The sequence below is a fragment of the Bacillus sp. L75 genome, from assembly GCF_003676355.1.
GTDB classification, from domain to species: domain Bacteria; phylum Bacillota; class Bacilli; order Bacillales; family Bacillaceae; genus Bacillus; species Bacillus velezensis.
In genome coordinates this window covers 15996-42193 of sequence record NZ_ML064909.1, presented here as the reverse complement: position 1 = coordinate 42193, position 26198 = coordinate 15996, and the positions used below count along the sequence as shown (strand labels likewise).

The window sequence follows — 26198 nt, the reverse complement described above, 5'->3', positions numbered from 1 at the left end:
CAGTCTAATAAACCGCTGTTATCTATCAAAAAAAGAATCGGCATGGTCACTTGCGAAGAAAAGAAGTTGGAGCATTAGACTTATTTCAGTCTCCCGGGCGAAAAAGTATAATAACGTCAGGAAAGCTTTCCGGCCATATGATAAAAGAGGGGGAATTTTCTTGGTACGTCGTTTGTCGATCATTTCTTTAGCCATGATTTTTGCTGTTTCTTTATTCGCTTTTGGCGGCTCTGCATCAGCAGCAGCTTTCAAACCTAAAGCTGAACCGGACGTTTCCATTTTAGCCAGCGGGGGCACAGTCGGTATTTACGGTGCTAATATGCGCTCATGCTCTAAGGTCAGCTGTTCAACGATCACAACATTCTCAAGCGGTAAAAAAATTACAGGTTCTTGGGTAACCGGAGAATATGTTCAAGGCCACTACACCAATTCCAATAAATGGCTGAAGGTCACGTATGCAGGAGCGACAGGCTACGTTTCAGTCACCACTTTATCCTATTATTACGGTTTATAATCAGAAAAACCTCGTTCTCTTGAGAGCGGGGTTTTTCCTTTATTCCGATTCAATTTCCGCGTTTCGTTTCATCATCGTGTTCCATCAGCTGATCGATTTCTTCCTTAGAAGCGTTTTTTTTCCACTCTTTCGCCTGACTTGTCGCAATGGGAATAGCCCGTCCTTCTTCATAACCCTCATCTACCATCGCATTCGCGATTTCGATCGCTTTTTTCTTCACAGGTTCCTCGAGATTCTTCAATGATTGCGGATAATCCTTCATAGACCAAGGCATGTCTATCACTCCTTTATGAAAAGTGTTTCCCGCCTGAAGAAAAAGAAAACCGCCTCATCAAAAAGAATGACAGCTATTTTTACGAGAGACCAGCAATTTCCGAATAAAATATAAAGGATAAAGAAGCAAGTACAGATTGAATGCCCACCACATAAGATCAAAATCACCGATAAATACCCAAAAGGCAATCGCTTGCAGGCCTGAACAAAAGGTCAGCACAAGTGATATTAATGCGAAAGAGCGCCATAACGCATGTTTCCGTTTATAAAGAAACAAGCTGTACAGCCCGGTTATCGAAATGAAAATATCTAAGGGAAAGAATGACCAGTTCCAGGCCATGATCATGGCGTTATCATAATCTTTAAACACCATGTTTTTTGGAATCCACTCAAAAAAAGTAACAATCCAATAAACGATAAATCCAATATCTGTAATGAGGAAGAGAACCTTTAACCCTTTCATCATCTGTTTCTGTCCGTATGAACGCTGATGCCGTTTGATGACGTTTCACTTTCAGAAATAAAGTTTAAGGAAACGACACCGATGATGATCAGAAGAACAGAGACGGCTTTTATGACAGAGAACTGTTCATGAAAGAAAAAAATTCCGATCACGGAAATCAGCACGATCCCCATTCCCGACCAGACCGCATACGCGATGGAGACACTTATATATTTCAAAGTCAAAGTAAGAAAACAAAGGCTGCCGATATAAAACAATAATAATAAAATACTTGGGACAAGTTTTGTAAATCCATTTGATAATTTCATGCTGACCGTACCCAATACTTCAAAAATGATCGCTAAACTTAAATAAATCCATTGCATTCAACATTCTCCTTCAATCGTATTATTCAAAATTATACAATATACAGAATTTGAAGGAAATTAAACAATGGGATGTTTTCCGGATAAAAAATCCGTCCGGATGTAAAAAGAAAACGCCATAAAGGTATACTATGAAGAAAGAAATCAGAAAGGACGTGCAGGACGGGTGACAGAAGAGCGGACAGACCTGGAAAGACAACTGAGAGACATTCAAAAATGGGAAAAGGCGCAGCAGAGGGTGATGTTCTGGCAAACATTCACCCGCTTGCCGTTTCAGCTTTTGGACAAGCTGACACCGCAATTTATTCAGAGGAAAATCGGACTCATTCTCGATGAAACGGGAACGTTTATTCAGTCAGGCGGACAGTACCTGACATCAGAAAAGCGCATCATGAAAAAGTTTCAAAAACGGCTGCCGCACGGTACATGTCAAACGCTTCACGACATCCGCAATGCGCCGCTTGCCGTCATGGACGAAATCGCAGAAGCCATAGCGCGTACAAGCGTAAAGGCCGCGACGGTGCAGGGAGCCGCAACGGGAGTCGGCGGCGTATTCACGCTGGCGGCAGACATTCCGGCGATGCTCGGCCTGTCCTTAAAGACGCTGCAGGATATCGCGGTTGCTTACGGCTTTGATCCGAAAGACAAAAAAGAACGCGTGTTTATCGTCAAATTGCTACAGCTTGCATCCAGTGACGTCATCGGAAAAAAAGCGATCCTGCAAGATTTACGGCAATATGATCAAAACGACCGCGCCTATCAGCGCGTCGCCTCGCAAATCCAAGGCTGGCGGGAAGTCGTTTACAGCTATCGCGATACGTTCGCCGCGAAAAAACTGCTGCAAATGGTTCCGGCCGCAGGCATCATCTTCGGCGCGTCCGCCAACCGTTCAGCTTTAGAAAGCATCGCGGAAACAGGCATCATGCTTTATAAAAAACGCCGGATTCTAAAACGCATGAAGGATACAGAATGATAAAAAACCACCCGAACACATTCAATGTGTTTTCTTTGTTTAGCAGTTCTGAAATCGGGAAACCAACAACCAACACCAATTAAAGGAGGAATTCAAAAATGGCACAAGATAATAACAAAATGAGCAGAGAAGAAGCAGGTAAAAAAGGCGGAGAAGCGACAAGTAATAACCATGACAAAGAATTCTATCAGGAAATCGGTGAAAAGGCGGAGAAGCCACAAGTAATAACCATGACAAAGAATTCTATCAGGAAATTGGTCAAAAAGGCGGAGAAGCCACTAGCAAAAATCACGACAAAGAATTCTATCAGGAAATCGGTGAAAAAGGCGGAGAAGCCACAAGCAAAAATCACGACAAAGAATTCTATCAGGAAATCGGTGAAAAAGGCGGAGAAGCCACTAGCAATAACCATGACAAGGAATTCTATCAAGAAATCGGCCAAAAAGGCGGAGAAGCCACTAGCAAAAATCATGACAAAGATTTTTATAAGGAAATCGGCCAAAAAGGCGGAAACAGACGAAGCAGCTAATAAAAGCATAAAAGGCAGACAACCTGCAGATCAAAAGCGATCCGGCGCATCAGCTGGATCGCTTTTTATTTTGGGAAAATCTTGATCTGAGCCGCCGTTGCGATACAATAAATGAAAAAGGGGTTTTTCACTCGTGTCTGACATGCTGAATTTGCTCGCTATCGCCAATAAAGTCAAAGAAAAACACGACAATTTTTCAATCGCGGAGATCAATGACCACTGTGTGCGCCTCGCAGTGTTTACGGGAGAATATGACTGGCACCATCACCCTGACTCAGATGAATGGTTCATCGTTCTGGAAGGGGAGCTGCTGATCGATTTTAAGGACAAAGAAACCGCAGTGCTCAAAGCAAATGACAGCCTGCTCATCCCGAAAGGCACGATTCACCGCACCCGCTCTTACGTCAGAACCGTGAATCTGTGTGTTGAGCATACGCGTGCGAAAACAGTCATCACAGAGGAACGTCATGCTGATCAAAAAAATTGTATGTGAAACAGACGCTGCAAACGCTGAAGCATTTGCGCAAGCACAGTCAAGGTGGGGAGCATTATCATGTGTAAATGGCTTCGTCAAACAGGCCGGCGGGTGGCGGAAAAACGCAGACGGCCTGTTCATCGCAGAGATCATCAGCGTTTGGGAGAACAGACAGGCCTATGATGATTTTATGGAGAACGAACATGACCGCATATACGAAGAAAACGAGCAGAAGGCAGCGATTCTTTCAATAGAAGTGATGCTGTATGAAGAGGATGAACCTGTCATTCACGAGCTGTTACATCACCCGGACATCCGATACGAACCGGACTGGACGGTTCAGAAGGCATAATGAAAGCCCAAAACAGTTTGTTTTGGGCTTGTGTCTTTACTCGCGTCCGGGAAGCGTGTTGTGGACATACGGCGGGACAGGATCCAGCTTAGCTATTTCGCCGTGCGCTTTCGGTTCCTTTTCGTATTCAAATGGTTCTCCGTCCGGCGCTGTTTCCTTCAGCCAATTTTGTTCAGCGCTTTCTCCGCCATCTGAGAAATGAATAAGCTTATGGGAGAATGACTGTTTTTCCAGTGCCTTCGGGAATGTGGAAGGAACGATCGGGCCTTCCTGTTCTTCTAATTCTTTAATGGCCGCAAGCCATTGGTTTTGATGCATGGTATCGCGGGCCAATAAAAAGCTGAGCATATCTTTCACGCCTTTATCATCGGTCATTTCATACAGGCGTGCGACTTGAAGCCTTCCTTGTGATTCGGCGTTCAGATTGGCGCGGAAGTCTGCCAGAAGGTTTCCGCTTGCGACGATATAGCCTGCGCTCCACGGAACGCCCGTGCTGCTCTCCGGCATTGCGCCGAGTCCTGAGACAATTGCATGATGCGGATTCATCCCGCCTAAAATGGACCCGATGACCGGATCATCAGCCGCTTTTTCCTGCTCTGCCAGCGGGGCGTCTTCTAACAGTCTCGCAATCATCGTCGCGATCATTTCGACATGGCCGATTTCTTCCGTCGCGGTATCCATCAGAAGATCCTTATATTTTTCATTGCCCCGTGTATTCCATCCTTGGAACAAATATTGCATGGCGACGGATATTTCCCCGTATTGTCCCCCTAAAATTTCCTGCATCTTTTTTGCGAACAGCGGGTCAGGACGATCCGGTTTAGCCGGATGCTGCAGTTTTTTCGTATGTGTAAACATGTCTCCATCTCCTTTTTTTGCTCTGTCCCTATTTACTTCCCCGGCGGGAAAAGGGATGAAACGGAGATGGGCGTATTGGTCCTGCTAAGGCTCGCGGCGCAAGGATAACAAATCCTGCACAAGCCCGCGGCCGATCACCTGTTCATATTGTCCGTAAATCGGGTCGAGGCGTTTCATCCATGTGTTCTTTTCCGCTTTGCTCAGCACATGAATATGAATGGATGAATTCTTCTTTATCTCTTCAAGCTGGTCTTTATTCATTTTCTCAGCGGAGGCTTCGTTCCACTCCGTCGTTTCTCTCATCGCCTCCGTTAAGATGGTTCTCGTTTTTTCTGTCTGCGAATTCCAGAAATGCTCGTCGGTCATCACGGCATAACCGAGGTACCCGTGATTGCTGATTGTCAAATAATGTTGAACATTATAAAATTTTTTAGAATAGATATTTGAAATCGTATTTTCTTCTCCGTCTACGAGATTGCTTTCCAATAGCTGAAACGTGGAATTAAAGGAATCCTGCCGCGGGCGCGCGCCGAGCAGACGGTACTGGTCTTCGATCACGCTGCTCGGCATGATCCTGAGCGCCTGTCCTTTCAAATCGTCCGGAGTGAAGATCGGCCCTTTATTTGACGTAAGCTGCTTAAACCCGTTCGTCCAGTACGCCAGACCTTTCAAATGATGCTTTTCTAAAGAAGCGAACAGGCGTGTGCCGATTTTGCCGTTCAGGCCTTCTTGCACGGCTTTATAGTTTGTAAACGCGTAAGGCAGATCCAAAACACCCCATTCGGGAGACAGTGATCCGAGCTTTGAGGTGGAGGGAGCGATGAATTGCACGTCCCCGTTTTGGAGGGCGTTTATTTCTTCATTATCTGAATAGAGGCTCCCGTTTGGAAACACCTCTACTTTAATGGTGCCGCCGGACTTTTGATAGACCAGGTCGGCAAACTTATTCGCCGCCCGCCCTTTTGGCGTGTTTTCAGCAACGACATGGCTGAATTTGAAAACGATTTGATCTTTCAGGCCTTCCTGTTCGTCATCATAATACGGTTCTTCCGTTGAGAAACGATCATGAAAGCCGATGAATAAAGCGGTTCCGATACCGAGTACCATCAGGCTGAGACAAGTCAGCAAGCTTTTCATCGAAAACCCCCTCCGCCATTTTCTATAACAAGCATAATCGGGCGGGCCGTTTTCGTAAAGAGACGGAAAGGAAGAGGCCAATGACGAAAAAAAAGCTCACCATCCGCTGGAAAATCACCATACTTTCGTATATCGTCGTGCTTTTTACCTTTTTGATCGTCGGCATCGTGCTGATCGGCAATATTCAGCATACAGAGGAGCGCGAGCTGAAAAAACGGCTGATGAATACCGCGCGGACGGTATCTGAGATGACCGATGTCAAACGCGCCCTCGAGCAGAAAAAACAAAGGGAAGACGTGCGCCATGCGGTCGAAGAAATAAGGATCATCAATGAAGCGGACTACATCGTCGTCATGGATATGGATCATATCCGCTATTCACATCCCGTCAGCACAATGATCGGAAAGCGTTCAAGGGGTGAGGACGAAGCCGCGGCGTTCGCCGAGCACATTTATTTTTCCGAAGCAAAGGGAGAAATCGGCACCGCCGTCCGCGCTTTTTATCCCATCAAAGACCGGGATTTGAATCAGATCGGCGTCGTTCTGGCCGGTAAAACGCTGCCCGGATTCGGTGAAATTCTTCTTCAGCTGAAACATGAAATACTGTTTATCGTTCTGCTGGCGCTCGGGTTCGGACTGGCCGGCTCCTTTTTGCTGGCCCGCCACATCAAAAAACAAATGTTTTGGCTGGAGCCCCATGAGATCGTGAGAATGTATGAGGAACGGACCGCTACGTTTCATTCAATGAATGAGGGCGTCATCGCGATTGATAATCAGCATCACATCACCATTTTTAATGAAAAAGCGAAGCAGATATTCAATGTCAGACAAGAAACAGACGGCAGGCTGATCTGGGACGTGTTAAAAGATTCCCGCCTCCCTGAAATCGTCGAGCGGAACCGAGCGGTATATAATGAAGAAATCCAAGTCAGCGGAAAGGTGATTATGAGCAGCAGAATTCCGATCGTCATGAAAAAGAAGGTCATCGGAGCCGTCGCCATTTTTCAGGACAGGACGGAAGCGGCGAAAATGGCGGAAGAACTGACAGGTGTGAAAAATTTTGTCGATGCGCTCAGAGTTCAAAATCATGAACATATGAACAAGCTTCACACCATCGCGGGACTGATTCAGCTCGGAAAATCAGAAAAAGCGCTCCAGCTTGCTTTTAAGGAATCATCAGAACAAGAAAGTGTCACCGATTTTCTTCATCAGGCCATTCAGAATGACGCTGCGGCGGGGCTGCTGTTAAGCAAAATCAAAAGAGGAAAAGAGCTTGGCATTTCTGTGAAAATTGATGAAAACAGCAGTTTCTCGGCATTTCCGGAGCATGTCGACCAGCATGACATCGTCGTCCTGCTCGGCAATTTAATTGAAAATGCGTTCGGCGCATTCGAAACAGCGGACACGGAGGACAAACATATTGACATCAGTATCGAGCAAAATGATGAAGTGCTTGCTATATTAATAGAAGACAACGGAAGCGGGATTTCCGATCAGCACATCCCGCACCTTTATGACAAAGGGTTTACCGTCAATAAAACGGGAGGAACGGGATACGGCTTGTACCTCGTTAAACAAATCGTCGACAAAGGGATGGGCGTTATTGAAGTCGACACACGGCAGGGACAGGGAACGGCATTTTCTATTTTATTTCCGATGAAGGGGGAGGAATCATTCGATGGACATCAAGGTGCTGCTTATTGAAGATGATCCGATGGTGCAGGAGGTGAATAAAGAATTTATCACCGGTGTTTCAGGGTTCAGCGTCATCGCCACAGCCGCTGACGGAGACGAGGGAATCAGGCTTATAAAAGATCTGCGGCCCGGGCTCGTGGTATTAGACGTATACATGCCGAAAAAAGACGGAATTAAAACGCTCCAGGAAATCAGAAAACAAAAGCTCGAAGTAGACGTCATCATCGTCTCGGCTGCAAAAGACAAAGAAACAATCCAGCTTATGCTGCAAAACGGTGCGGCCGACTATATTTTGAAGCCGTTTAAGCTGGAGCGGATGAGACAGGCGCTCGAAAACTATAAACAATATAAACGGAAAATTGAAGAGCATGACACCATGTCGCAAGAGCAGCTTGACATGCTGCTTAAAATTCCGCAAAATCCGTCCCGCGATCTGCCGAAGGGGTTAAATCATTTTACGATGAATGAAATTTTGACCTATATGAAACAGCAGACGGAGCCGCTTTCAGCTGAAGAAGCCGCCAAAGCGCTCGGAATCGCCAGGGTGACAGCGCGGCGTTATCTTGATTTTCTTGAAAAAGACGGCCAGATTAAGCTCGACATTCAATACGGGGGAGTGGGCCGGCCGGTTAACCGCTACAAATTCGTCCGCTAGCCGAGACCAAAAAGACCAAAATGTCCGTTATGATCATAAGCTTCCCCTCTTCGTTTGAAAACGCTATCATTTTTGTATAGACGCAGCGAGAGGCAAGGGGGAGTAGGGATGAAAATTTTCAAAAATCTTACGGTGCAGGTCATCACGGCGGTTATCATCGGCGTCATTGTCGGACTCGTATGGCCTGAGGCCGGGAAGCAGATGAAGCCGCTCGGCGATACATTTATCAATGCGGTAAAAATGATTATCGCACCGATCATATTCCTGACGATCGTGCTTGGCATCGCCAAGATGGGAGACATGAAAAAAGTCGGCAAAGTCGGGGGAAAAGCATTTATTTATTTTGAAGTCGTGACCACCATCGCCCTTATTATCGGACTTCTGGTCGTCAATATCATGAAACCCGGTGAGGGGCTTGATTACAGCAAGCTTGAAAAAGGGGATGTCTCTCAGTACACGCAAAACGGGGGACAGGGGATTGACTGGATTGAATTTATCACTCACATCGTTCCGTCAAATATGGTTGACGCTTTCGCAAAAGGCGACATTCTTCAGGTCTTATTCTTTTCTGTTTTATTCGGTGTCGGCCTGGCGGCGCTCGGTGAAAGAGGCAAAAGCATTATTGATTTCTTTGATAAACTGTCGCATGTTTTTTTCAAAATCATCGGCTACATCATGCGCGCGGCGCCGATCGGCGCATTCGGGGCCATGGCCTATACGATCGGACACTTCGGCCTTGATTCCATCAAGCCGCTGGCGAGTCTGATGCTGTCTGTATACGTTACGATGTTCCTGTTTGTATTTGTCGCTTTGAATATCATTTGCAAACTATTCGGTTTCAGCTTGTGGAACTATCTCCGTTTTATTAAAGATGAACTGCTCATCGTTCTCGGCACAAGCTCTTCTGAGTCCGTCCTTCCGCGGATGATGGATAAAATGGAGCGCTACGGCTGTTCCAAATCGGTTGTCGGCCTTGTCATTCCGACGGGATATTCTTTTAACCTGGACGGCACCTCGATTTATCTGTCCATGGCGACGGTTTTTCTGGCGCAGGTGTTCGGCGTTGACCTTACCATCGGCCAGCAGGTTACGATCATTCTCGTGCTGATGCTGACATCAAAAGGCGCGGCGGGCGTAACCGGAAGCGGATTTATCGTGCTCGCCTCCACTTTATCGGCGCTTCAGGTTATTCCGCTGGAGGGGCTGGCGCTGCTCCTCGGCGTCGACCGCTTTATGAGTGAAGGAAGGGCGATCGTCAACCTGATCGGAAACGGAATCGCCACCATCATCGTAGCCAAGAGCGAAAATGAGTTTGACGAAGTGAAAAGCACACAGGCCGTTAAAGAAATGAAAACGGCGGTATAAAAGGAAAGGAACGGCATGCATCGGGCATGCCGTTCTTTTTTTCGGCCGCCATGAGTAAAAAAGATAAATTTGTTTAAATTTATTAGGAGGTGGACAAAGACCTTAGCGTCATTTTGTTATATAATTTACAATTAGAGAGTGAAAGATGAAATCTAAGGGCTTTTTGTCCTAGCAGGAGTGTATAAATGGCGGCTATTTTTAAATTTTTTCAGCATCCGGGTGTCAGACGTTTTTCCGTTTTTCTTGTTTTGACTGGGGTGTTAGTTGTATTCCGAAGTATGATTAATTTGATTTTGCTTACGTTTATTTTTACTTTTCTGATGGATCGGCTGGAGACTGTCATCCGGCACGTGTTGAACCATTTTTTCCGGATCAGCCAGAGGGTGGTCATCACCGTTTTATATATTGCGCTGGCTGTCGGGGCGACTGTCGGTGGCTTTGTCTTTTACCCGATTGTTGCCAAGCAGATTGAACAGCTGATTAAGCAGATCAAGCACATCGCGTATCATCCCGATGTCATTCCGTTTTATGATGAGATATCGAGCGTGTTCGGCGATATCAATATCGGTTCCTATGTAAAAGAAGGCTTTAATGTACTGTATACATACTTGGCCGATATCAGCACTTTCGGTTTGCAGGTCGTGATGTCACTGATTCTCAGCATGTTTTTCCTGTTCGAGAAAAAGCGGCTCACGGAGTTTATGAAAAAATTTCAGCACAGCAAGCTGTCTGTTTTTTACTACGAACTTGCTTATTTCGGCAGCAAGTTTGCGAGAACATTCGGCAAAGTGCTTGAAGCCCAATTTATTATCGCGCTGGTGAACTGTATCCTCACCTTGATCGCATTGGCGATTCTGCATTTTCCGCAGCTGTTCGGCCTGTCCATCATGGTCTTTTTCCTCGGGCTCATTCCCGTTGCGGGTGTGGTGATTTCGCTCATTCCGCTCAGCATCATCGCGTATACGACGGGCGGCGCAGCGTATGTCATCTACATCGTGCTGGTCATTTTCGTCATCCATGCGATTGAGACGTACTTCCTTAATCCGAAACTGATGTCAGCGAAAACGGAACTGCCGATCTTTTTTACCTTTACAGTTCTGATTTTCTCGGAACATTTCTTCGGCATTTGGGGCTTGATTATCGGAATTCCGATTTTTGTGTTCCTGCTCGATATTCTGGATGTCGTCAATAATGAAGAGAAGGAAAAAAATGGACCGGTCCCGGATAAGACATAACGTCGGCTCCGGCTCTTCACGAATATATGACTAATGTTATAATGCAGACAGTGCCTATGTACGGGCACTGTTTATTTTTTGTGAAAAAGGAGGAAGGCTGTATGACTGAGCCGATTTTACATATTGAAGGCCTTGACAAAACAATAGGCAAAAAGCACATTTTAAAAAACATCAGCATGGATGTCAGGCAGGGCGAGATCATCGGTTTGCTCGGTCCGAACGGGTCGGGAAAAACCACACTTATCCGAATCATCGTCGGTCTTTTAAAGAAAAACAGCGGCACGATTACAATTAACGGCTTTCAGCACGATGCTGATTTCGAAAAAGCGCTTGAATCCGTCGGAGCGATCGTGGAAAATCCTGAATTCTACCCGTACCTGACGGGGTGGGAAAATCTGAAGCACTTTGCCAACATGCACAAAAACATCAAAGAGGACAGGCTTCAGGAAGTCATCGAGCGGGTCGGGCTCACCAATGCCGTTCATGACAAAGTTAAAACGTATTCCCTTGGCATGCGTCAGCGTCTCGGGATTGCGCAGGCCATTCTTCACCGTCCGAATCTGCTCATTTTAGATGAACCGACAAACGGGCTTGATCCCGGCGGAATGAAGGATTTCCGCGATCACTTAAAGGAACTCGCGGAGCTTGAAGGGACGAGCATCCTTTTTGCGACGCATTTATTGCGTGAAGTGGAGGACCTTTGCGACCGTGTCATCATCATTCAAAAAGGTGAGATCAAAACAGAGGTTGTTCTGCGCGGCGCTGAGGAAAAAGAAGAAAAAGCCGTCCTCGACATTCAGCCGGCTGACGAAGCATTCGAATGGCTGTCCCAACAGCAATTTGCTCCGGAGAAAAACGGCGGGGGCATTACCGTCACCGTAGCGAAGAAGGACATCCCGGCATTAAACCGTGCGCTCGTCGGACAAGACTTTCTCGTGTATTCCATCATGCCGTATGCGGAATCGCTGGAGGATGAATTCATGAAAGTGACGACGGCGCTTCAAGAGGAGGAGGAGACGAATGTTTAAATTGACAGCGAATGAGCATATGAAACTCTTTAACCGAAAAGTCTCATTAGTGGCGCTGATTCTGATGGCCGTTCTCCAATTTATTATGGCGCTTGTCATTAAACGGCTTGTCATCAGTTCCGGAACGGATGAGAATTTCATCGGCTATATGGCGTACGCGCCCGGGCTGAATATTCTGCTTGAGGCATTAACGATCGTGATCGCGGCAACGATCATTTCCGCTGAATTTGATAAGAAAACGATCAAATTTTTGTTAATCCGCCCGGTAAAGCGGGAGCGGATTTTTGTATCTAAACTCATTACCGTATTTTTGGTCAGCTTGTACCTGTATGCGGCGTACTATATTCTGTCTCTGCTGTTCGGCATGGCTTTCTTCGGCGTGTCGGTGACATCTGAATCAGGGACGCTTCTTATGAACACCTTGAAAGTAATCGGCACGAACTGGGTCGAGGCGTTTGCGATGGCATGCTTTGGCTTGCTGTGTTCTTCTGTATTCCGAAACAGCGCAACGGCCGTCATTTTGTCATTTATCGTGCTGTACGGCGCAAAATCACTCGTGACGATTATGTCGCTCTTCCAAAACAAATGGGGAAGTTTTCTGCTGTTCGCAAATACTGACCTGACGCAATATATGAGCGGGGCGAAACCGCTGTTTGCGGGAATGACGCCGTTATTTTCCGCAGGCATTATCATTATCCATATTGTATTCTTCTTAGCCGTCGCTTGGTGGAGCTTTTGCAAACGCGATGTTCGGGTATAAAGTAAAGGAATGACATTTTTGTGAAAAAGATCACGATAAATCAATAATTTATGCTATTTTGATTTATAATAAAGGTAATGACGGAGGTGCTCACTTGAGAAATTTTATTACCGCATTACCGATTGTGTTATTGCTTGGTTTTTCCTTTGTGTCATTCATGTTCCAATTCGAACATCTTGTTTATTTCAGGCTTGCGCTGGGTTTGTTTTCTACAGTGGGGCTGTTTCTCTTATATAAAATGAAGTCGGGATTCCGTTATTTCATCATCTACCTGTATGCAAGCTGGATCGTGCTTGCGGCAGTTACCGCGTTTGAAGAGCCGATTTTTTCAAGCTTTTTCTTTGGCGGGCTTGTGATGACGATGGGTTATCTCACATATATGCTGATTTATCTCGGGCTTAAGCAGGACCGCGGCCCGGAAGCAGTCTGAACGCGCTATTCCATGGAATAGCGTGTTTTTTTGTACAGCCTCACAGTTGCGAAACGAGACTTGAATCTCTATAATACTTATTAACTTTATCGGAATTATAATGGGGGGATTCCAGTGTCTTTATGGATACAGAATGAACGGCAGAGGGAATGGATGGAAAAAATCGGCCTGCTTGCAGACGAATTTCAAAAAACAGCCGCGCTTGATGATGAGGCGGGCCGTTTTCCCGCGGAGAAAATTCAAAGACTGCGCGACGCGGGATATACGGCGTTAACGGTACCTGAGGTATTCGGCGGTGCAGGCATTTCCGTTTATGATATGGTGCTGTTTCAGGAACGGATGGCGCGGGGAGACGCGGCCGTTGCTCTCGGAATCGGCTGGCATTTATCCGTCATGGGTGAGCTCGGAGAAGGAAACAGCTGGGATGAAGATGTCTTTTCATTTATCACAGAAGAGGTGAAAAAGGGAGCTGTCCTGAACAGGGCAGCGACGGAACGGCAGACCGGCAGTCCGACGAGGGGAGGAAGACCCGGCACCTCCGCTGTCAAAAAAGACGGAAAATGGGTGCTGAACGGCCGAAAAACCTTTACAACCCTTTCACTGACTTTGGATTATATGCTTGTGACGGCATGGATTGAAGAAAAACAAACGACCGGTGTTTTTCTCATTCATAAAGATCAGTCAGGCGTTTCAGTCGAAGAAACATGGGATATGATTGCCATGAAGGCGACCGGAAGCCATGATCTCCTTTTAGATCATGTCACGGTCAGTGACGAGCGGCTTGTGGAGCTTATCAGCGGGCCGAGAGCGGCGAAAGTGAATGGCTGGCTGCTTCACATTCCCGCTGCTTATCTGGGCATCGCTCAAGCGGCAAGGGACTATGCCGTCCGGTTTGCATCCGAATATTCGCCGAACAGCCTGAACGGACCGATTAAAGACGTGCCGGCCGTTGGGCAGCGTGTCGGGGAAATGGAGCTTGAATTGTTAAAAGCGAGACAGTTTCTCTTCACGGCGGCGCAAATGTATGATGACCCGAAACGCCGTCCTTTCATCAAAAGCGAGCTTGGCGCCGCAAAACATATTGTGACAAATGCGGTCCTTTCTGTTGTTGATAAAGCAATGAGAATCACCGGCGCAAAAAGCCTGGAGCGAAACAATCCGCTTCAGCGGTATTATCGGGATGCCCGGGCCGGCCTTCACAATCCGCCGATGGACGATGCGGTCATCGGCAAATTAGCGGCGGAAGCCTTTGAGCAATAAAAAAAAGAGCCTGAAAAAGGCTCTTTTTATGTATGGCTGTTGTGCCGGAGCAGTTTTTGATGCTTGCGGTCAATTCTGTCATAGATCACATTCATCAGCTTTTGATTATTCATAATGGCCGCCTTGTTTTCTTTTATCAGCTGTTCGTATGTTTTTATTTTACGTTTCGCCATGAGCCCGCACCTTCCTTACATATTTGTATTCGCTTTCTAATTCTCCGAGCGATAATTCATATAAATGCCGTTCCGACTTTTTGTATATTCCGTTATTGATCAGCAAATGGATCAGATGTTTTTTTCGTCCTTCAACTGATGATCTGAGCTGAGGAGAAGACCTCATGATTACCCTCCTAATCAAATGATATTGAGAATCATTATCAGTTAATGAAAGTATACAATGGGCATATTCATATGTAAAGGGAAAATACCGCCAATTTTTCGACAAAAAGTTTCCCGGGGAATAATGCTGTCGAATATTGCACTTGCTCAGATCAAAGCTGCTATTTTTCCGCTTTTCCATCCATACTATGAATGAGAATGGAGGAGTCCTTACATGAATGATCAAACGGCAAACTTAAAACGGGGCGAAAAAGGCGCGATTCTTAATATCGCCGCGTACCTCATCCTTGCCGCCGTCAAACTGGTGATCGGTCTTATTTATCATTCCGAAGCGCTCAGAGCGGACGGGTTAAATAATGCCACGGATATTGTCGCATCACTGGCTGTGCTGATCGGGCTCCGGATTTCCCAGCGCCCCGCGGACAGTGATCATGCCTACGGACATTATCGGGCTGAAACAATTTCTTCATTAATTGCGTCTTTTATTATGATGGCGGTCGGTATTGAAGTGCTGATCGGAGGAGCAAAGGCGATTGTCAGCGGAACGGAGGCCGAGCCGAGCTTCATTGCGGCATGGACGGCGCTCGGAAGCGCGATTGTAATGTACGGCATGTATGTATATAACAGCCGTCTTGCGGATCGGGTTAAAAGTTCTGCGCTTCATGCGGCGGCGAAAGACAGCCGTTCTGACGCCTATGTCAGTATTGGGGCGTTTATAGGCGTCTTAACCGCCCGGCTTCATCTGCCGTGGGTTGATCCGGTCATTGCTTTTCTGATCGGAATCATCATCTGTAAGACGGCATGGGACATCTTCAAAGATGCTTCCCACTCATTGACGGACGGGTTTGATCTGAAAGATTTGGAGCCGTATAAACACACGGTGAAAGAAATAAAAGAGGTCAGCAGGCTGAAGGATGTGAAAGCAAGGTATTTGGGGAGCACGGTTCATGTGGAACTGGTCATTACGGTAGATCCGGGACTGTCTGTGAAAGAAGGCCATGAAGTAGCCGATGAGGTCGAATATGCAATAAAACATGAACATGATGTGACTCATGTCCATGTTCATGTAGAGCCTGAAGTCATAAACAAAGATCGTGAAACGAATTAAATATGCTGTGATAAAAACTCTGTGACTTCTTCGGGCGTTTTCGCGTTTGCGCTGTGAAGATGCGCTTTCTTTTCGCCGTTTTTAAAGATCAGAAGGCTCGGTATGCCCATTACCTGATATTTGTCGGCAAGCTCAGGGAGCTCGTCTCTGTTCAGTTCATACCAATCATTTTGATTATATTCTTCCAAAATATCGCCGATGAACATATTCATGCGCGTGCAGTCAGGGCACCAGTCAGCGAAAAATTTCACGATGATTTCCTTGTCGGATTGAATAAGTTCATTAAATTGTTCTGTTGTACTGATTTTTTTCATATGACACATCTCCTTTTCCATGCCATTTTAATATAAAATAAAAAGGAATTACATACAAATGCTTTCATATTCAGAATGCCCAAAAATAATTAGATCATTTTCTGAGGAAAGTGATAAGATAGTAAAGATGAATTGTTGTGGGGGGAATATCCATTGAAAACAAGTCTAGGATTGGTGTACGGCGGAAAGTCAGCCGAACACAATGTATCGCTGCAGACAGCATTAGCTGTAACAAAAGCGCTTAATACTGAGAAGTTTGATATACATCCGATTTACATCACTGAAAAAGGAGAATGGCAAAGAGGCCCGCTGCTGACTGAGCCGGTTTCCAACGTGAAAATGCTTCAGCTGGAACAAAACGGTGAAAGTTTCGCTCTATCAGCATTGAACCGGGAAATGTTTCCTGAAGCGTCGCCTGACGAAAAGGCGCCGATCGATGTCGTATTTCCGCTTCTGCACGGACCGAACGGTGAAGACGGCACCATTCAGGGTCTGCTGGAATTGCTGAACGTTCCTTATGTCGGCAACGGGGTGCTTGCATCATCAGCCGGCATGGATAAAGTCATCATGAAGCATTTGTTCGCTCAAGCGGGGCTTCCGCAGGCGAAGTACGCCGCTTTCTTAAAAAAGGACTGGAAACAGACGCCGGACAGCTGCTTACAGCAGGTTGAAGAGGAGCTGGGATATCCGTGCTTCGTCAAACCGGCGAACCTCGGATCAAGCGTCGGAATCAGCAAATGCCGAAACCGTGAAGAGCTTGAAAAAGCCTTCGAACTGGCTTTTGAGTATGACCGGAAAATTGTGGTGGAAGAAGGAATCGCCGGCAGAGAAATCGAAATCGGCGTACTCGGAAATGACGAACCGAAATGCTCCGCCGTCGGTGAAATCGCGCCGAAAACCGACTTTTACGATTACAAAGCGAAATATGAAGACGGCGACACGGATTTAATGATTCCCGCGCAAGTGACGGATGAACAATATGCGGAAATCAGCGAGATGGCGATTAAAGCCTTCAAAGCGATTGACGGATCAGGCCTTGTCCGCGCCGATTTCTTCCTGACCAATGACGGTCAAGTGCTCATTAACGAAGTGAACACAATGCCGGGCTTTACGCCATTCAGCATGTTCCCGCTGCTTTGGAAAGAAGCAGGCGTAGAGTACAGTGATCTGATCGAACAGCTGGTTGAGCTGGCAAAAGAACGCCATGCCGAAAAACAGCTGATTAAACATACATTTTAATGAAGACGGACACTGCCTGAAGGGGCAGTGTCTTTTCCCGTAACAGACAACATTTTCAGAAAGCGAGGTGCCACCTTTGATAAAGCGAACTGTAAAACGAATCGCAGACATGGTCAAAGGCACACTGACAAATCCCGTATTTGAACAAACAATGATTGAGGGCGCCGCAACGGATACGCGGACTTTGGAAAAAAATCAGCTGTTCATTCCTTTAAAAGGCGAGCATTTTAACGGCCACACCTTTGTGCCGCAAGCATTCGAAAAAGGCGTTTCCGCGGTGTTGTGGGAACGCTCCGAATCGAATCCGCCGGAGGAGCGTGCTGTCATCTTGGTCGATGACACGCTGGAGGCGCTGCAGACATTGGCAAAAGCTTATTTGGAAGAGCTCGGCACACGGGTTATCGGGGTGACCGGGAGCAACGGAAAAACGACAACGAAAGACATGCTTCACGCCGTTCTCGGCACGCAGTACCGCGTTCACAAAACCGCCGGCAATTTCAACAATCATATCGGCCTGCCGCTGACTGTGCTTGCCATGCCTGAAGATACAGAAATCGCCGTTTTAGAAATGGGAATGAGCGCGAGGGGCGAAATTGATTTTCTGAGCCGTCTTGCTGAACCGGAAGCTGCCGTCATTACCAATATCGGCGAATCCCACATGCAGGATTTAGGCTCAAGAGAAGGAATTGCGGAGGCGAAACTTGAAATTATAAACGGACTTCGGGAAGACGGCGTTCTGTTTTATTTCGGGGATGAGCCGCTGCTTCGCGAAAAGACGTACACTTGCCGGACAACGACATACGGCGCAGGCGCGGACAATGATCTCCGCCTGAAAGAAATAAAACAGGCGGAAGAAGGCACGTACTTCAATATCGACGGAATCGACCGTTCTTTCTTTATTCCCGTTCTCGGCAGACATAATGTGATGAATGCCATGGCCGCATACGCCGCCGGCATCTATTTCGGCATTACGCCGGAAAATGCCGCTCTGGGACTGAGCCGCCTGAAGGTGACGGGTATGAGATTGGAACTGGTCAAAACGGAAAACGGCATCTCAATCGTAAACGACGCGTATAATGCGAGCCCGACGTCAATGAAAGCGGCGGTCGAATTAATCGAAACGATGAAAGGCTATCGGAAGAAAATGCTCGTGCTCGGTGATATGCTTGAACTCGGGGATAATGAAAAAGCATTCCACGAAGAATGCGGGGCCGCGATCAATCCGGCGGAAATCGATCATGTATTTACTTACGGCACACTCGGCGCATTCATCGCTGACGGAGCGCGCCGGCATTTTGAAGAAGGGCGCGTCAGCCATTATCTTGACAAAAAAGAACTGCTTCACGCGATACAGAAAAGTGCCGCTTCCGGCGATCTCCTGCTGTTTAAAGCATCAAGAGGTATGAAGCTCGAAGAAATCGTTAAAGATTTATTAGAGAAGAACTGAAAAAATACCGATCAGCATTATAAAATTATCAAAAATGAAGAAACTAATTCAGGGTGAAATAATTCTGTCCGTATGAAAAAGAAATCCCGCCGGCTGGGAAAACCCGCACGGTGCGGGGGCCGGCATCATTCGCGGGAAGAATCCGGTCAGGCCGCTTCCGGCCGCCTGACCATCTCGCCTTATTGAAAAACACATACTGTAATGGTAAGATTAAACGTAAAGTAATTCGGGCTTTGTATACGTACGATCCTGTCTTTTGAATGAAAGGACAGTTTTTAGTGGTAAATCACGACATTACTGAAACAGCAATTAGAAGGAGTTTGAATAATTTGACTATAACGTTTCAAGATTTTCAATTAAGTTCTGATCTCATGAAGGCAATTAATCGTATGGGATTTGAAGAAGCAACGCCGATTCAGGCACAAACGATTCCGCTCGGACTTTCAAATAAAGACGTCATTGGACAAGCGCAAACAGGTACAGGTAAAACAGCTGCGTTTGGTATACCCCTTGTTGAAAAAATGAACCCCGAGTCTCCTAATATTCAAGCAATCGTAATCGCGCCAACCCGTGAATTAGCCATTCAAGTATCTGAAGAGTTATATAAAATCGGACAAGATAAGCGTGCGAAAGTACTGCCTATTTATGGTGGACAGGATATCGGACGTCAGATCCGCGCATTAAAGAAAAACCCGCATATCATCGTAGGTACGCCGGGGCGTCTTCTTGACCATATCAACCGCCGCACGATCCGTTTAAACAACGTGAATACGGTTGTTATGGATGAGGCTGATGAAATGCTGAACATGGGATTCATTGATGATATTGAATCCATTCTCTCAAACGTGCCGAGCGAGCACCAAACGCTCTTATTCTCAGCAACAATGCCTGCGCCGATCAAACGGATCGCAGAGCGTTTCATGACTGAGCCGGAACACGTAAAAGTAAAAGCGAAAGAAATGACTGTATCAAACATTCAGCAGTTCTACTTGGAAGTGCAGGAACGCAAAAAATTCGATACGCTGACTCGTCTTCTTGACATTCAGTCTCCGGAACTTGCGATCGTATTCGGACGTACGAAACGCCGTGTCGATGAGCTTGCTGAAGCCCTGAACCTTCGCGGATATGCGGCTGAAGGAATTCACGGCGACTTAACGCAGGCGAAACGTATGGTTGCGCTTCGTAAATTTAAAGAAGGTGCGATCGAAGTGCTTGTAGCGACTGACGTTGCCGCCCGCGGACTTGATATCTCAGGCGTTACCCACGTTTACAACTTTGACGTGCCTCAAGATCCTGAAAGCTACGTTCACCGTATCGGAAGAACGGGGCGTGCAGGAAAAACGGGTATGGCGATGACGTTTATCACACCGCGTGAGAAAAGCATGCTTCGCGCGATTGAACAAACGACAAAACGCAAAATGGACCGTATGAAAGAGCCGACGCTTGACGAAGCATTAGAAGGACAGCAGCAGGTGACGGTTGACCGTCTGCGCACGGCGATCAGCGAAAACAACCTGAACTTCTACATGACGGCAGCTGCGGAATTGTTAGAAGATCATGATGCAGTGACAGTTGTGGCTGCAGCCATTAAAATGGCGACAAAAGAGCCGGACAGCACGCCTGTACGCCTCACTGATGAAGCGCCGATGGTCAGCAAACGCTATAAAAACCAGCGTACTTCTAAGCGCAGAGACGGCCAAGGCGGCGGCTACCGCGGCGGCAAAGGGAAAACCAACAACCGTTCTTCCTACGATAAAAAACGCTCAAGCGACCGCCGTTCTTCAGGTGACAGACGCCAGAAAAAATCATACTAAAACACAGGAAGCGGACCCTTGTACGGGGTCCGCTTTTTTTTGATATGCCGGAAAGTGAATCTTTTTTGCAAATCAGCCGTATTTGTATGTATGATAAAAAATGGGAGGTAGGTATGTTGAGAGCACAGCCAAAAAATCGAATCAGTCCAAGCGGCTTAAAAGTCTGGCGTCTTCAGGAAATCATCCTGTCCGCCTTCTGTCTTCTGGCCGTTATAGCAGCAGCTGTTTTAAGCCATTTCTTCCATTGGCCGTATTGGATCACCGGAGTCCTCGGCATCATTTGGATATTCGGTTCAGTGATATCCGTCTATGCCATACCGAAAATCAGGCACAGGATCTGGCGCTATGAAGTCCATGAAAATGAAATTGATATTCAATCCGGCATTTTTATTGTCAAACGGGTCATTGTGCCGATGGTGAGGGTGCAGCACGTAGATACTTCACAAGGCCCGCTCCTCAGAAGGTACCGTCTGGCCTCAGTCAAAATCTCCACGGCGGCAACCGTTCATTCCATTCCGGCGCTTGATATGGAGGAAGCTGACCGGCTGAGGGATTCCATTTCCCGTCTGGCAAGGGTGACGGAAGATGATGTCTGAGCCGAAACGTCTGCACCCGGCGGCCGTGATTTTGAACTTATTCCATATTATTATCGAAACCATTAAAAACATTATTCTGCCATTTTTTCTCGTCTATATTGTAAACTCCAACCACTTCATCCGCTTTTACGGAGGCATTGCGCTCGCCGTCCTGCTTATCTGGCTGATTACGGCTAGTGTGATCGAGTGGAGAAAATTTACATACCGGATTGAGGACGGAGAATTCAGAATTGAAGAAGGCTTGTTTTTTACGAAAAAGAGATACATCTCCATTGACCGGATTCAATCAATGAATACGAGTGCCGGCATCATTCAGCAACTTTTTAAGCTTGTTAAGCTTCAAATCGAAACGGCCGGCGACGGGAAAAACGCCGAGGCCGTCTTATCCGCCATTACTGTGGAAGAGGCGGAACGGATCAGAGCGGCTGTTTTTCAGCAAAAAGCGGAGCAAAAAGAACGAGGGGAGACCGCAGCGGAGCAGGAGCCGATGCGCGGGGAAGATGTGCAATCCGTTTACCGACTGTCTGTAGGTGAGCTGCTTATGGCCGCCTCAACATCCGGGGGAATCGGTGTCATCATCTCAGCGGTATTCGCCCTCTTTTCTCAGATTGATGAAGTACTTCCGATGGACTGGCTCTATGACAGGTTTTCTTTTCTCAAGCATGCGAGCATCGGTATATACGCCGTGATCATTTTCATAGGATTGTTCATCGCCTGGCTGTTAAGCATCGCCGGTATGATGATCAAGCATGCCAACTTTAAGATAGAAAAAAAGGAACACGAATTGGTCATTACGAGAGGAATTATTGAAAAACATCAAGTGACAATCCCGCTCCGTAAAATCCAAGCCATTAAAATGAAAGAAAATGTGATCAGGCAATTATTCGGATACGCGACGGTGGCGATTGTCAGCGCCGGCAGTGCGGGGAATGAGAAAGAAGGAGCTCAGACGATTCTGTTTCCGATCATCCGCAAATCAAAGCTCGGAGTGATGCTGAACGGTTTCACACCGGATTACGTGCTGGAAGAAAACCGAAATCATTTGCCGAAAAGGGCGCTGCGCCGGTATTTATTCCGATCCATAATCTTCTCGGTTTTCGTGATCATCCCGCTTTGTATTCTGTTTAAACCGTGGGGATATGCATCGCTCCTTGTGCTTCCCGTCGAACTGGTGCTTGGATATGCCTCGTTTAGGACAGCGTCATGGTGCATAAACGGCGGCAGGCTTCAGATCACCACGAGGCTGGTCGGGAAGACGACCACGATTATGCTGAGAAGAAGAATGCAGATGTTTGAAGTCAGCCGCTCCTTTCTGCAAAAAAGAAGGCGGCTCGCATCTGTGGCTACCGCAGTGAAATCAGCTCACCACATGGAGCATGTCATGCTGAAGGATGTCAGCGAGGAAGATGCCGAACGCATCGGGCGCTGGTATTCATATGAAAAAGCGGACGGTTAATACCGCCGCTTTTTTTGCTGCACGCATAAAAAGGAAAGCAAAAATCCGCCTGCCAGTCCGAACAAATGCGCCATAATGTTAATATTAGAGTTGATAAACGTCGACAGCACCGCGATGATAAGCAGGGTCATAATCATTTTCGACTGATCCCGGCCGATCAGCTCCTTGCGGAAAACAGTCAAAAACACATACACGCCGAAAAGTCCGAAGATCGCGCCGGATGCGCCGACATGCACATAATCAAGCGGTTCGGCAAGATACGTGCCGATATTGCCGATGATGCCCGATGCGATGTACACAACCAGAAAACGGACTTTTCCGAGCATCTGCTCAAGCGGGGGCGCGAATAAAAAGAGAGACATGGAGTTAAACAAAAGGTGAGTGAAATTCGCGTGTAAAAACATCGGTGTCACCAGCCGCCACCATTCTCCCGAGGAAACGCCGTAATTATAGCCGGTCACAGCATCTGACCACATCATGACGGAATGAAGCGGCATACTGAAAAACAGCCACAAGAACGCCTGCAGCGCCAAGATACAGCTGACGGCCGGATAACGTCTGATAAAAGTCTGGAAATTTTCCGTTCGTATAAACATCGCAAGCCCCTTTGCATCTGATTTGTTACATATATAGTAACACGTTTATGACATAAACCGTTTTTTAGTACGGACTTTTAGGAGGAATTCACATGATTTTCGGAATCGGAATCGACATCGTTGAACTGCACAGAATTGAAAACATGCTCAGCCGGCAGGCAAGATTTCCGCAAAGAATATTGACGGAGGCTGAATACGCCCGTTTTACATTGCTGTCGGACAAAAGGAAAATTGAATTTCTCGCGGGAAGATTTGCGGCAAAAGAAGCCTTTTCGAAAGCATACGGCACAGGTATCGGCAAAGAGCTCAGCTTTCAGGATATTGAAACCGGAAACGACAAAGCGGGAAAGCCTGTGCTGGCCTGCGCCAAGCTTGACGGCGCGGCGGTTCACGTCTCCATTACCCATACAAAAGAATACGCCGCGGCACAGGTCGTGATTGAAAGGTTGTCACGCTAGTCTGCATATTAGCCGGAACCCCTTCATATATTTGATAGTGCATTAAGGGAGACAAGTTGTTTGAGGCTTTTATGGTACGCGTCCGTCCGTTCAGGGCGTACCGTTAAAGTCAAACAAGCGATTTCTTCCCTTTACATCAATTGAGAAGAAGGGGTTGAAAAAAGGTGAGAAAAAGCTTTGTTTTGCTTTTAACGGGACTGCTTGCCGTCCTTATTCTTTCGGCCTGCGGCCAAAAATCACAGGAAGATATCGTGAACGGTTTAGATAAGAAGGCGAAAGAATACACCTCGTACAAAGCGAAAGCCAAAATGACCATCGAAACGGGGAGTGATCCGCAAGTATACAATGTGGAAATCTGGCATAAAAAGCCTTCCCTGTACCGGGTCTATTTGGAAAATCCGAAAAAAGACCAAAACCAAGTCATTTTACGGAACGCCAACGGAGTCTTTGTCCTCACGCCGTCGTTAAATAAGAGCTTCAGATTCCAAAGCGACTGGCCGAATAACAGCAGCCAAGTATATTTGTTTGAGTCACTTGTAAAAGACGTGCAGCATGACAAAGACGCCGTCTATTCCGCCAAAGATAAAAAGTACACATTTGAAACAAAAACAAACTATCAGCACAACAAAATGCTGCCGATTCAGGAAATCACTTTCAACAAAAAGGACATGAGCCCGTCGCTCGTCAAAGTCATGGATACAGACCGGAAAGTGATGGTAAAAGTCGAATTCAAAAGCTTTGAATTCAACAAGCCGTTTGATAAAGACTCTTTTGACGAGAAGAAAAATATGACGCTTTCCCAGATGGACGTCGCCACAAGCGCCAAGCCGTCTGATTCATTTGCGGTCAAAACACCGCTTCAAGTGCCGGCCGGCGTCAAAAAGCTTGAAGAGAAAGATATTTCAACGGCGGACGGCAAACGGATCGTCATGACTTACGGCGGAGAAAAATCCTTCACCCTTATTCAAGAAAAAGCCCATATCGCAAAAGCCGCCTCTGCCGTCACGCTGAAAGGCGAACCGGTTAATCTCGGCTTCACGGTGGCCGCATTATCTGATACGTCTTTAACGTGGACATATGACGGAGTGGATTATCTTCTGTCATCACAGGATCTGACAAAAGATGAAATGGTGGCCGCCGCCAAAAGCATGCAGGGACAGTCGTCAAAATAATGTCAAAAAAGAGGCCGCCGCTGTCGGTCTCTTTTTTGATTCCATTTCACTTTGCAGAATAATTTTAGTATGATAATAACAATATGAATTGAAAATAATGCTAGGAAGTGTATCGAATGAACACAGCATCCTTTTACAGAGAAACGTGGGCGGAAATCAACCTGTCCGCGATTAAAGAAAATGTCACGCATATGAAAAAACACATCGGGCAAAACGTCCATCTCATGGCGGTTGTAAAGGCGAACGCTTACGGCCACGGAGATTTGGAAGCCGGGAAAGCCGCGCTTGAAGCGGGTGCCTCTTGTCTTGCCGTAGCCATACTGGATGAAGCGATTTCATTGAGAAAACGGGGCATTACAGCGCCGATTCTCGTGCTTGGCGCCGTGCCGCCCGAATATGTACAAGCAGCTGCCGAGTATGACGTAACACTCACGGGATATTCTGTTGAATGGCTTCAGGAAGCTGCGCGCCACCTCGGAAGTGCAACATTGCCGTTTCATCTGAAAGTCGACACCGGCATGAACAGACTCGGAGTCAAAACGGAGGAAGAAATCCAAAGCGTGTTAAAAATCCTCAGCCAAAATCCCGGTTTAGTCTGTAAAGGCGTATTCACCCACTTTGCTACCGCGGATGAGAAAAACAGAGATTATTTCCTCTTCCAGTTTGACCGCTTTAAAACATTGATCGCTCCGCTCCCTTTAAAAGAATTGATGGTGCACTGCGCGAACAGCGCTGCCGGACTTCGTCTTAAAAAAGGCTTCTTTAACGCGGTTCGTTTCGGCATCAGTATGTACGGGCTTCGTCCTTCTGCTGACATCCAAAGCGAAATTCCGTTTCAATTAAAGCCGGCTTTTGCGCTGCACTCTGTTTTATCCCATGTGAAAAAGATCCGCAAAGGGGAAAGCGTCAGCTACGGCGCAACATATACGGCAGAGAAGGATCAATGGATCGGAACGGTTCCCATCGGCTATGCGGACGGGTGGCTCCGCAAGCTGAGCGGCACGTCTGTGCTGATCGGCGGCAAACGGATGAACATCGCGGGAAGAATCTGCATGGATCAATTGATGGTCGAATTAGATCAATCTTATCCGCCGGGCACCAAAGTCACCCTGATCGGCAGCCAGAAGGGAGAAACGATCACGATGGATGAAATCGCAGGGCGGCTTGAGACGATTAATTACGAGGTCCCTTGTACCATTAGTTCCCGCGTTCCCCGTATGTTTTTGGAAAATGAGAGTATAATGGAAGTAAGAAATCCTTTACTGCAAGATAATACAAACAAGTAGCCGTCATC

The 26198-nt window shown here is 46.9% G+C and carries 29 protein-coding genes and 2 pseudogenes; 22 read left to right on the top strand and 9 right to left on the bottom strand.

Annotated features, from left to right (window positions below):
- Positions 1-160 precede the first annotated feature (160 nt).
- Positions 161-514 (top strand): hypothetical protein, encoded by a 354-nt coding sequence (locus D5S11_RS14475; RefSeq protein WP_007410203.1) that lies wholly within the window; start codon positions 161-163, stop codon positions 512-514.
- 58 nt (positions 515-572) lie between these two features.
- Here the strand turns inward: D5S11_RS14475 and D5S11_RS14470 are convergent.
- From D5S11_RS14470 to D5S11_RS14460, 3 genes and pseudogenes are all read right to left on the bottom strand, one after another.
- Positions 573-788, bottom strand: a pseudogene (locus D5S11_RS14470) (DUF2188 domain-containing protein); the annotation flags it as partial.
- 57 nt (positions 789-845) lie between these two features.
- A complete protein-coding gene (locus D5S11_RS14465) occupies positions 846-1253 on the bottom strand; it encodes a DUF5360 family protein (protein ID WP_085341742.1) in 408 nt (135 codons plus the stop codon).
- A complete protein-coding gene (locus D5S11_RS14460; RefSeq protein WP_007410206.1) occupies positions 1250-1615 on the bottom strand; it encodes a DMT family transporter in 366 nt (121 codons plus the stop codon). Before D5S11_RS14460 ends, D5S11_RS14465 begins: the two co-directional genes overlap by 4 nt.
- 166 nt (positions 1616-1781) lie before the next feature.
- Between D5S11_RS14460 and D5S11_RS14455 the strand changes: the two genes are divergently transcribed.
- The 4 genes and pseudogenes from D5S11_RS14455 to D5S11_RS14440 all read left to right on the top strand — a co-directional run bounded on the left by D5S11_RS14455 (position 1782) and on the right by D5S11_RS14440 (position 3944).
- Positions 1782-2588: an EcsC family protein gene (locus D5S11_RS14455; protein WP_012116852.1), complete on the top strand. Its 807-nt coding sequence runs from the start codon at positions 1782-1784 to the stop codon at positions 2586-2588.
- Positions 2589-2686: 98 nt separating this feature from the next.
- Positions 2687-3117: pseudogene (gsiB, locus tag D5S11_RS14450) on the top strand (glucose starvation-inducible protein GsiB).
- Between the two features lie 133 nt (positions 3118-3250).
- Positions 3251-3610, top strand: coding sequence for a cupin domain-containing protein (locus D5S11_RS14445; protein WP_007410209.1), 360 nt, complete (start codon positions 3251-3253; stop codon positions 3608-3610).
- The gene (locus tag D5S11_RS14440; protein ID WP_012116855.1) at positions 3585-3944 is read left to right on the top strand and encodes a DUF4937 domain-containing protein; all 360 of its coding nucleotides are present in this window, start codon (positions 3585-3587) and stop codon (positions 3942-3944) included. Before D5S11_RS14445 ends, D5S11_RS14440 begins: the two co-directional genes overlap by 26 nt.
- A 36-nt stretch (positions 3945-3980) precedes the next feature.
- On the opposite strand, the gene D5S11_RS14435 is transcribed toward D5S11_RS14440, so the two are convergent.
- Positions 3981-4802 (bottom strand): manganese catalase, encoded by an 822-nt coding sequence (locus tag D5S11_RS14435; RefSeq protein ID WP_012116856.1) that lies wholly within the window; start codon positions 4800-4802, stop codon positions 3981-3983.
- A gap of 84 nt (positions 4803-4886) precedes the next feature.
- Entirely contained in the window at positions 4887-5939 is a 1053-nt protein-coding gene (locus D5S11_RS14430) for a TRAP transporter substrate-binding protein (protein ID WP_039062641.1), read from the bottom strand.
- A gap of 80 nt (positions 5940-6019) precedes the next feature.
- Between D5S11_RS14430 and D5S11_RS14425 the strand changes: the two genes are divergently transcribed.
- The 8 genes from D5S11_RS14425 (at position 6020) to D5S11_RS14390 (ending at position 14366) form a co-directional block, all read left to right on the top strand.
- Positions 6020-7642, top strand: a complete 1623-nt coding sequence (locus D5S11_RS14425) for a two-component system sensor histidine kinase DctS (protein ID WP_007410213.1) — start codon at positions 6020-6022, stop codon at positions 7640-7642.
- The gene (locus D5S11_RS14420; RefSeq protein WP_003156219.1) at positions 7617-8288 is read left to right on the top strand and encodes a two-component system response regulator DctR; all 672 of its coding nucleotides are present in this window, start codon (positions 7617-7619) and stop codon (positions 8286-8288) included. Before D5S11_RS14425 ends, D5S11_RS14420 begins: the two co-directional genes overlap by 26 nt.
- Before the next feature lie 108 nt (positions 8289-8396).
- Complete coding sequence (gene dctP, locus D5S11_RS14415; RefSeq protein WP_007410214.1) at positions 8397-9653, top strand: C4-dicarboxylate transporter DctP; 1257 nt, start codon at positions 8397-8399, stop codon at positions 9651-9653.
- Between the two features lie 185 nt (positions 9654-9838).
- On the top strand, positions 9839-10888 hold the full coding sequence (locus D5S11_RS14410) for an AI-2E family transporter (RefSeq protein ID WP_007410215.1): 1050 nt from the start codon (positions 9839-9841) through the stop codon (positions 10886-10888).
- Positions 10889-10989: 101 nt separating this feature from the next.
- Positions 10990-11916, top strand: a complete 927-nt coding sequence (locus D5S11_RS14405) for an ABC transporter ATP-binding protein (protein ID WP_007410216.1) — start codon at positions 10990-10992, stop codon at positions 11914-11916.
- Positions 11909-12676, top strand: a complete 768-nt coding sequence (locus tag D5S11_RS14400; protein ID WP_007410217.1) for an ABC transporter permease — start codon at positions 11909-11911, stop codon at positions 12674-12676. The genes D5S11_RS14405 and D5S11_RS14400 overlap by 8 nt, the downstream gene beginning before the upstream one ends.
- 94 nt (positions 12677-12770) lie before the next feature.
- Entirely contained in the window at positions 12771-13106 is a 336-nt protein-coding gene (locus D5S11_RS14395) for a hypothetical protein (protein ID WP_007410218.1), read from the top strand.
- 114 nt (positions 13107-13220) lie between these two features.
- On the top strand, positions 13221-14366 hold the full coding sequence (locus D5S11_RS14390; RefSeq protein WP_108725156.1) for an acyl-CoA dehydrogenase family protein: 1146 nt from the start codon (positions 13221-13223) through the stop codon (positions 14364-14366).
- A 26-nt stretch (positions 14367-14392) separates the two neighbouring features.
- On the opposite strand, the gene fbpB is transcribed toward D5S11_RS14390, so the two are convergent.
- Positions 14393-14539: a Fur-regulated basic protein FbpB gene (fbpB, locus tag D5S11_RS14385; protein ID WP_003156206.1), complete on the bottom strand. Its 147-nt coding sequence runs from the start codon at positions 14537-14539 to the stop codon at positions 14393-14395.
- Positions 14526-14705, bottom strand: coding sequence for a Fur-regulated basic protein FbpA (locus D5S11_RS14380; protein WP_003156203.1), 180 nt, complete (start codon positions 14703-14705; stop codon positions 14526-14528). Before D5S11_RS14380 ends, fbpB begins: the two co-directional genes overlap by 14 nt.
- Positions 14706-14918: 213 nt before the next feature.
- Between D5S11_RS14380 and D5S11_RS14375 the strand changes: the two genes are divergently transcribed.
- Positions 14919-15812, top strand: a complete 894-nt coding sequence (locus D5S11_RS14375; protein ID WP_015239191.1) for a cation diffusion facilitator family transporter — start codon at positions 14919-14921, stop codon at positions 15810-15812.
- Here D5S11_RS14375 and D5S11_RS14370 read toward each other — a convergent pair.
- Positions 15809-16126, bottom strand: a complete 318-nt coding sequence (locus D5S11_RS14370; protein ID WP_003156200.1) for a thioredoxin family protein — start codon at positions 16124-16126, stop codon at positions 15809-15811. The two genes, D5S11_RS14375 and D5S11_RS14370, sit on opposite strands and share 4 nt — an antisense overlap.
- 153 nt (positions 16127-16279) lie before the next feature.
- Between D5S11_RS14370 and D5S11_RS14365 the strand changes: the two genes are divergently transcribed.
- The 5 genes from D5S11_RS14365 (at position 16280) to D5S11_RS14345 (ending at position 22678) form a co-directional block, all read left to right on the top strand.
- Positions 16280-17365 (top strand): D-alanine--D-alanine ligase, encoded by a 1086-nt coding sequence (locus tag D5S11_RS14365; RefSeq protein ID WP_043021431.1) that lies wholly within the window; start codon positions 16280-16282, stop codon positions 17363-17365.
- Positions 17366-17441: 76 nt separating this feature from the next.
- Positions 17442-18812 (top strand): UDP-N-acetylmuramoyl-tripeptide--D-alanyl-D-alanine ligase, encoded by a 1371-nt coding sequence (locus D5S11_RS14360; RefSeq protein WP_007410223.1) that lies wholly within the window; start codon positions 17442-17444, stop codon positions 18810-18812.
- Positions 18813-19141: 329 nt separating this feature from the next.
- Positions 19142-20626: a degradosome RNA helicase CshA gene (gene cshA / locus D5S11_RS14355; protein ID WP_020955353.1), complete on the top strand. Its 1485-nt coding sequence runs from the start codon at positions 19142-19144 to the stop codon at positions 20624-20626.
- A 116-nt stretch (positions 20627-20742) separates the two neighbouring features.
- Positions 20743-21222: a PH domain-containing protein gene (locus tag D5S11_RS14350; protein ID WP_007410226.1), complete on the top strand. Its 480-nt coding sequence runs from the start codon at positions 20743-20745 to the stop codon at positions 21220-21222.
- Positions 21212-22678 carry a PH domain-containing protein gene (locus D5S11_RS14345; protein WP_032866891.1) on the top strand — a complete coding sequence of 489 codons (1467 nt, stop codon included), beginning with the start codon at positions 21212-21214 and terminating at the stop codon, positions 22676-22678. Before D5S11_RS14350 ends, D5S11_RS14345 begins: the two co-directional genes overlap by 11 nt.
- Here the strand turns inward: D5S11_RS14345 and D5S11_RS14340 are convergent.
- Positions 22675-23274 carry a rhomboid family intramembrane serine protease gene (locus tag D5S11_RS14340; RefSeq protein WP_020953896.1) on the bottom strand — a complete coding sequence of 200 codons (600 nt, stop codon included), beginning with the start codon at positions 23272-23274 and terminating at the stop codon, positions 22675-22677. The two genes, D5S11_RS14345 and D5S11_RS14340, sit on opposite strands and share 4 nt — an antisense overlap.
- A gap of 92 nt (positions 23275-23366) precedes the next feature.
- On the opposite strand from D5S11_RS14340, the gene acpS reads away from it, so the two are divergent.
- The 3 genes from acpS (at position 23367) to alr (ending at position 26190) form a co-directional block, all read left to right on the top strand.
- Positions 23367-23732 carry a holo-ACP synthase gene (gene acpS / locus D5S11_RS14335; RefSeq protein WP_007410229.1) on the top strand — a complete coding sequence of 122 codons (366 nt, stop codon included), beginning with the start codon at positions 23367-23369 and terminating at the stop codon, positions 23730-23732.
- 164 nt (positions 23733-23896) lie between these two features.
- Positions 23897-24904, top strand: a complete 1008-nt coding sequence (locus tag D5S11_RS14330; RefSeq protein WP_043021433.1) for a LolA family protein — start codon at positions 23897-23899, stop codon at positions 24902-24904.
- Positions 24905-25020: 116 nt separating this feature from the next.
- Positions 25021-26190, top strand: coding sequence for an alanine racemase (gene alr / locus D5S11_RS14325; RefSeq protein WP_043021434.1), 1170 nt, complete (start codon positions 25021-25023; stop codon positions 26188-26190).
- Positions 26191-26198 lie beyond the last annotated feature (8 nt).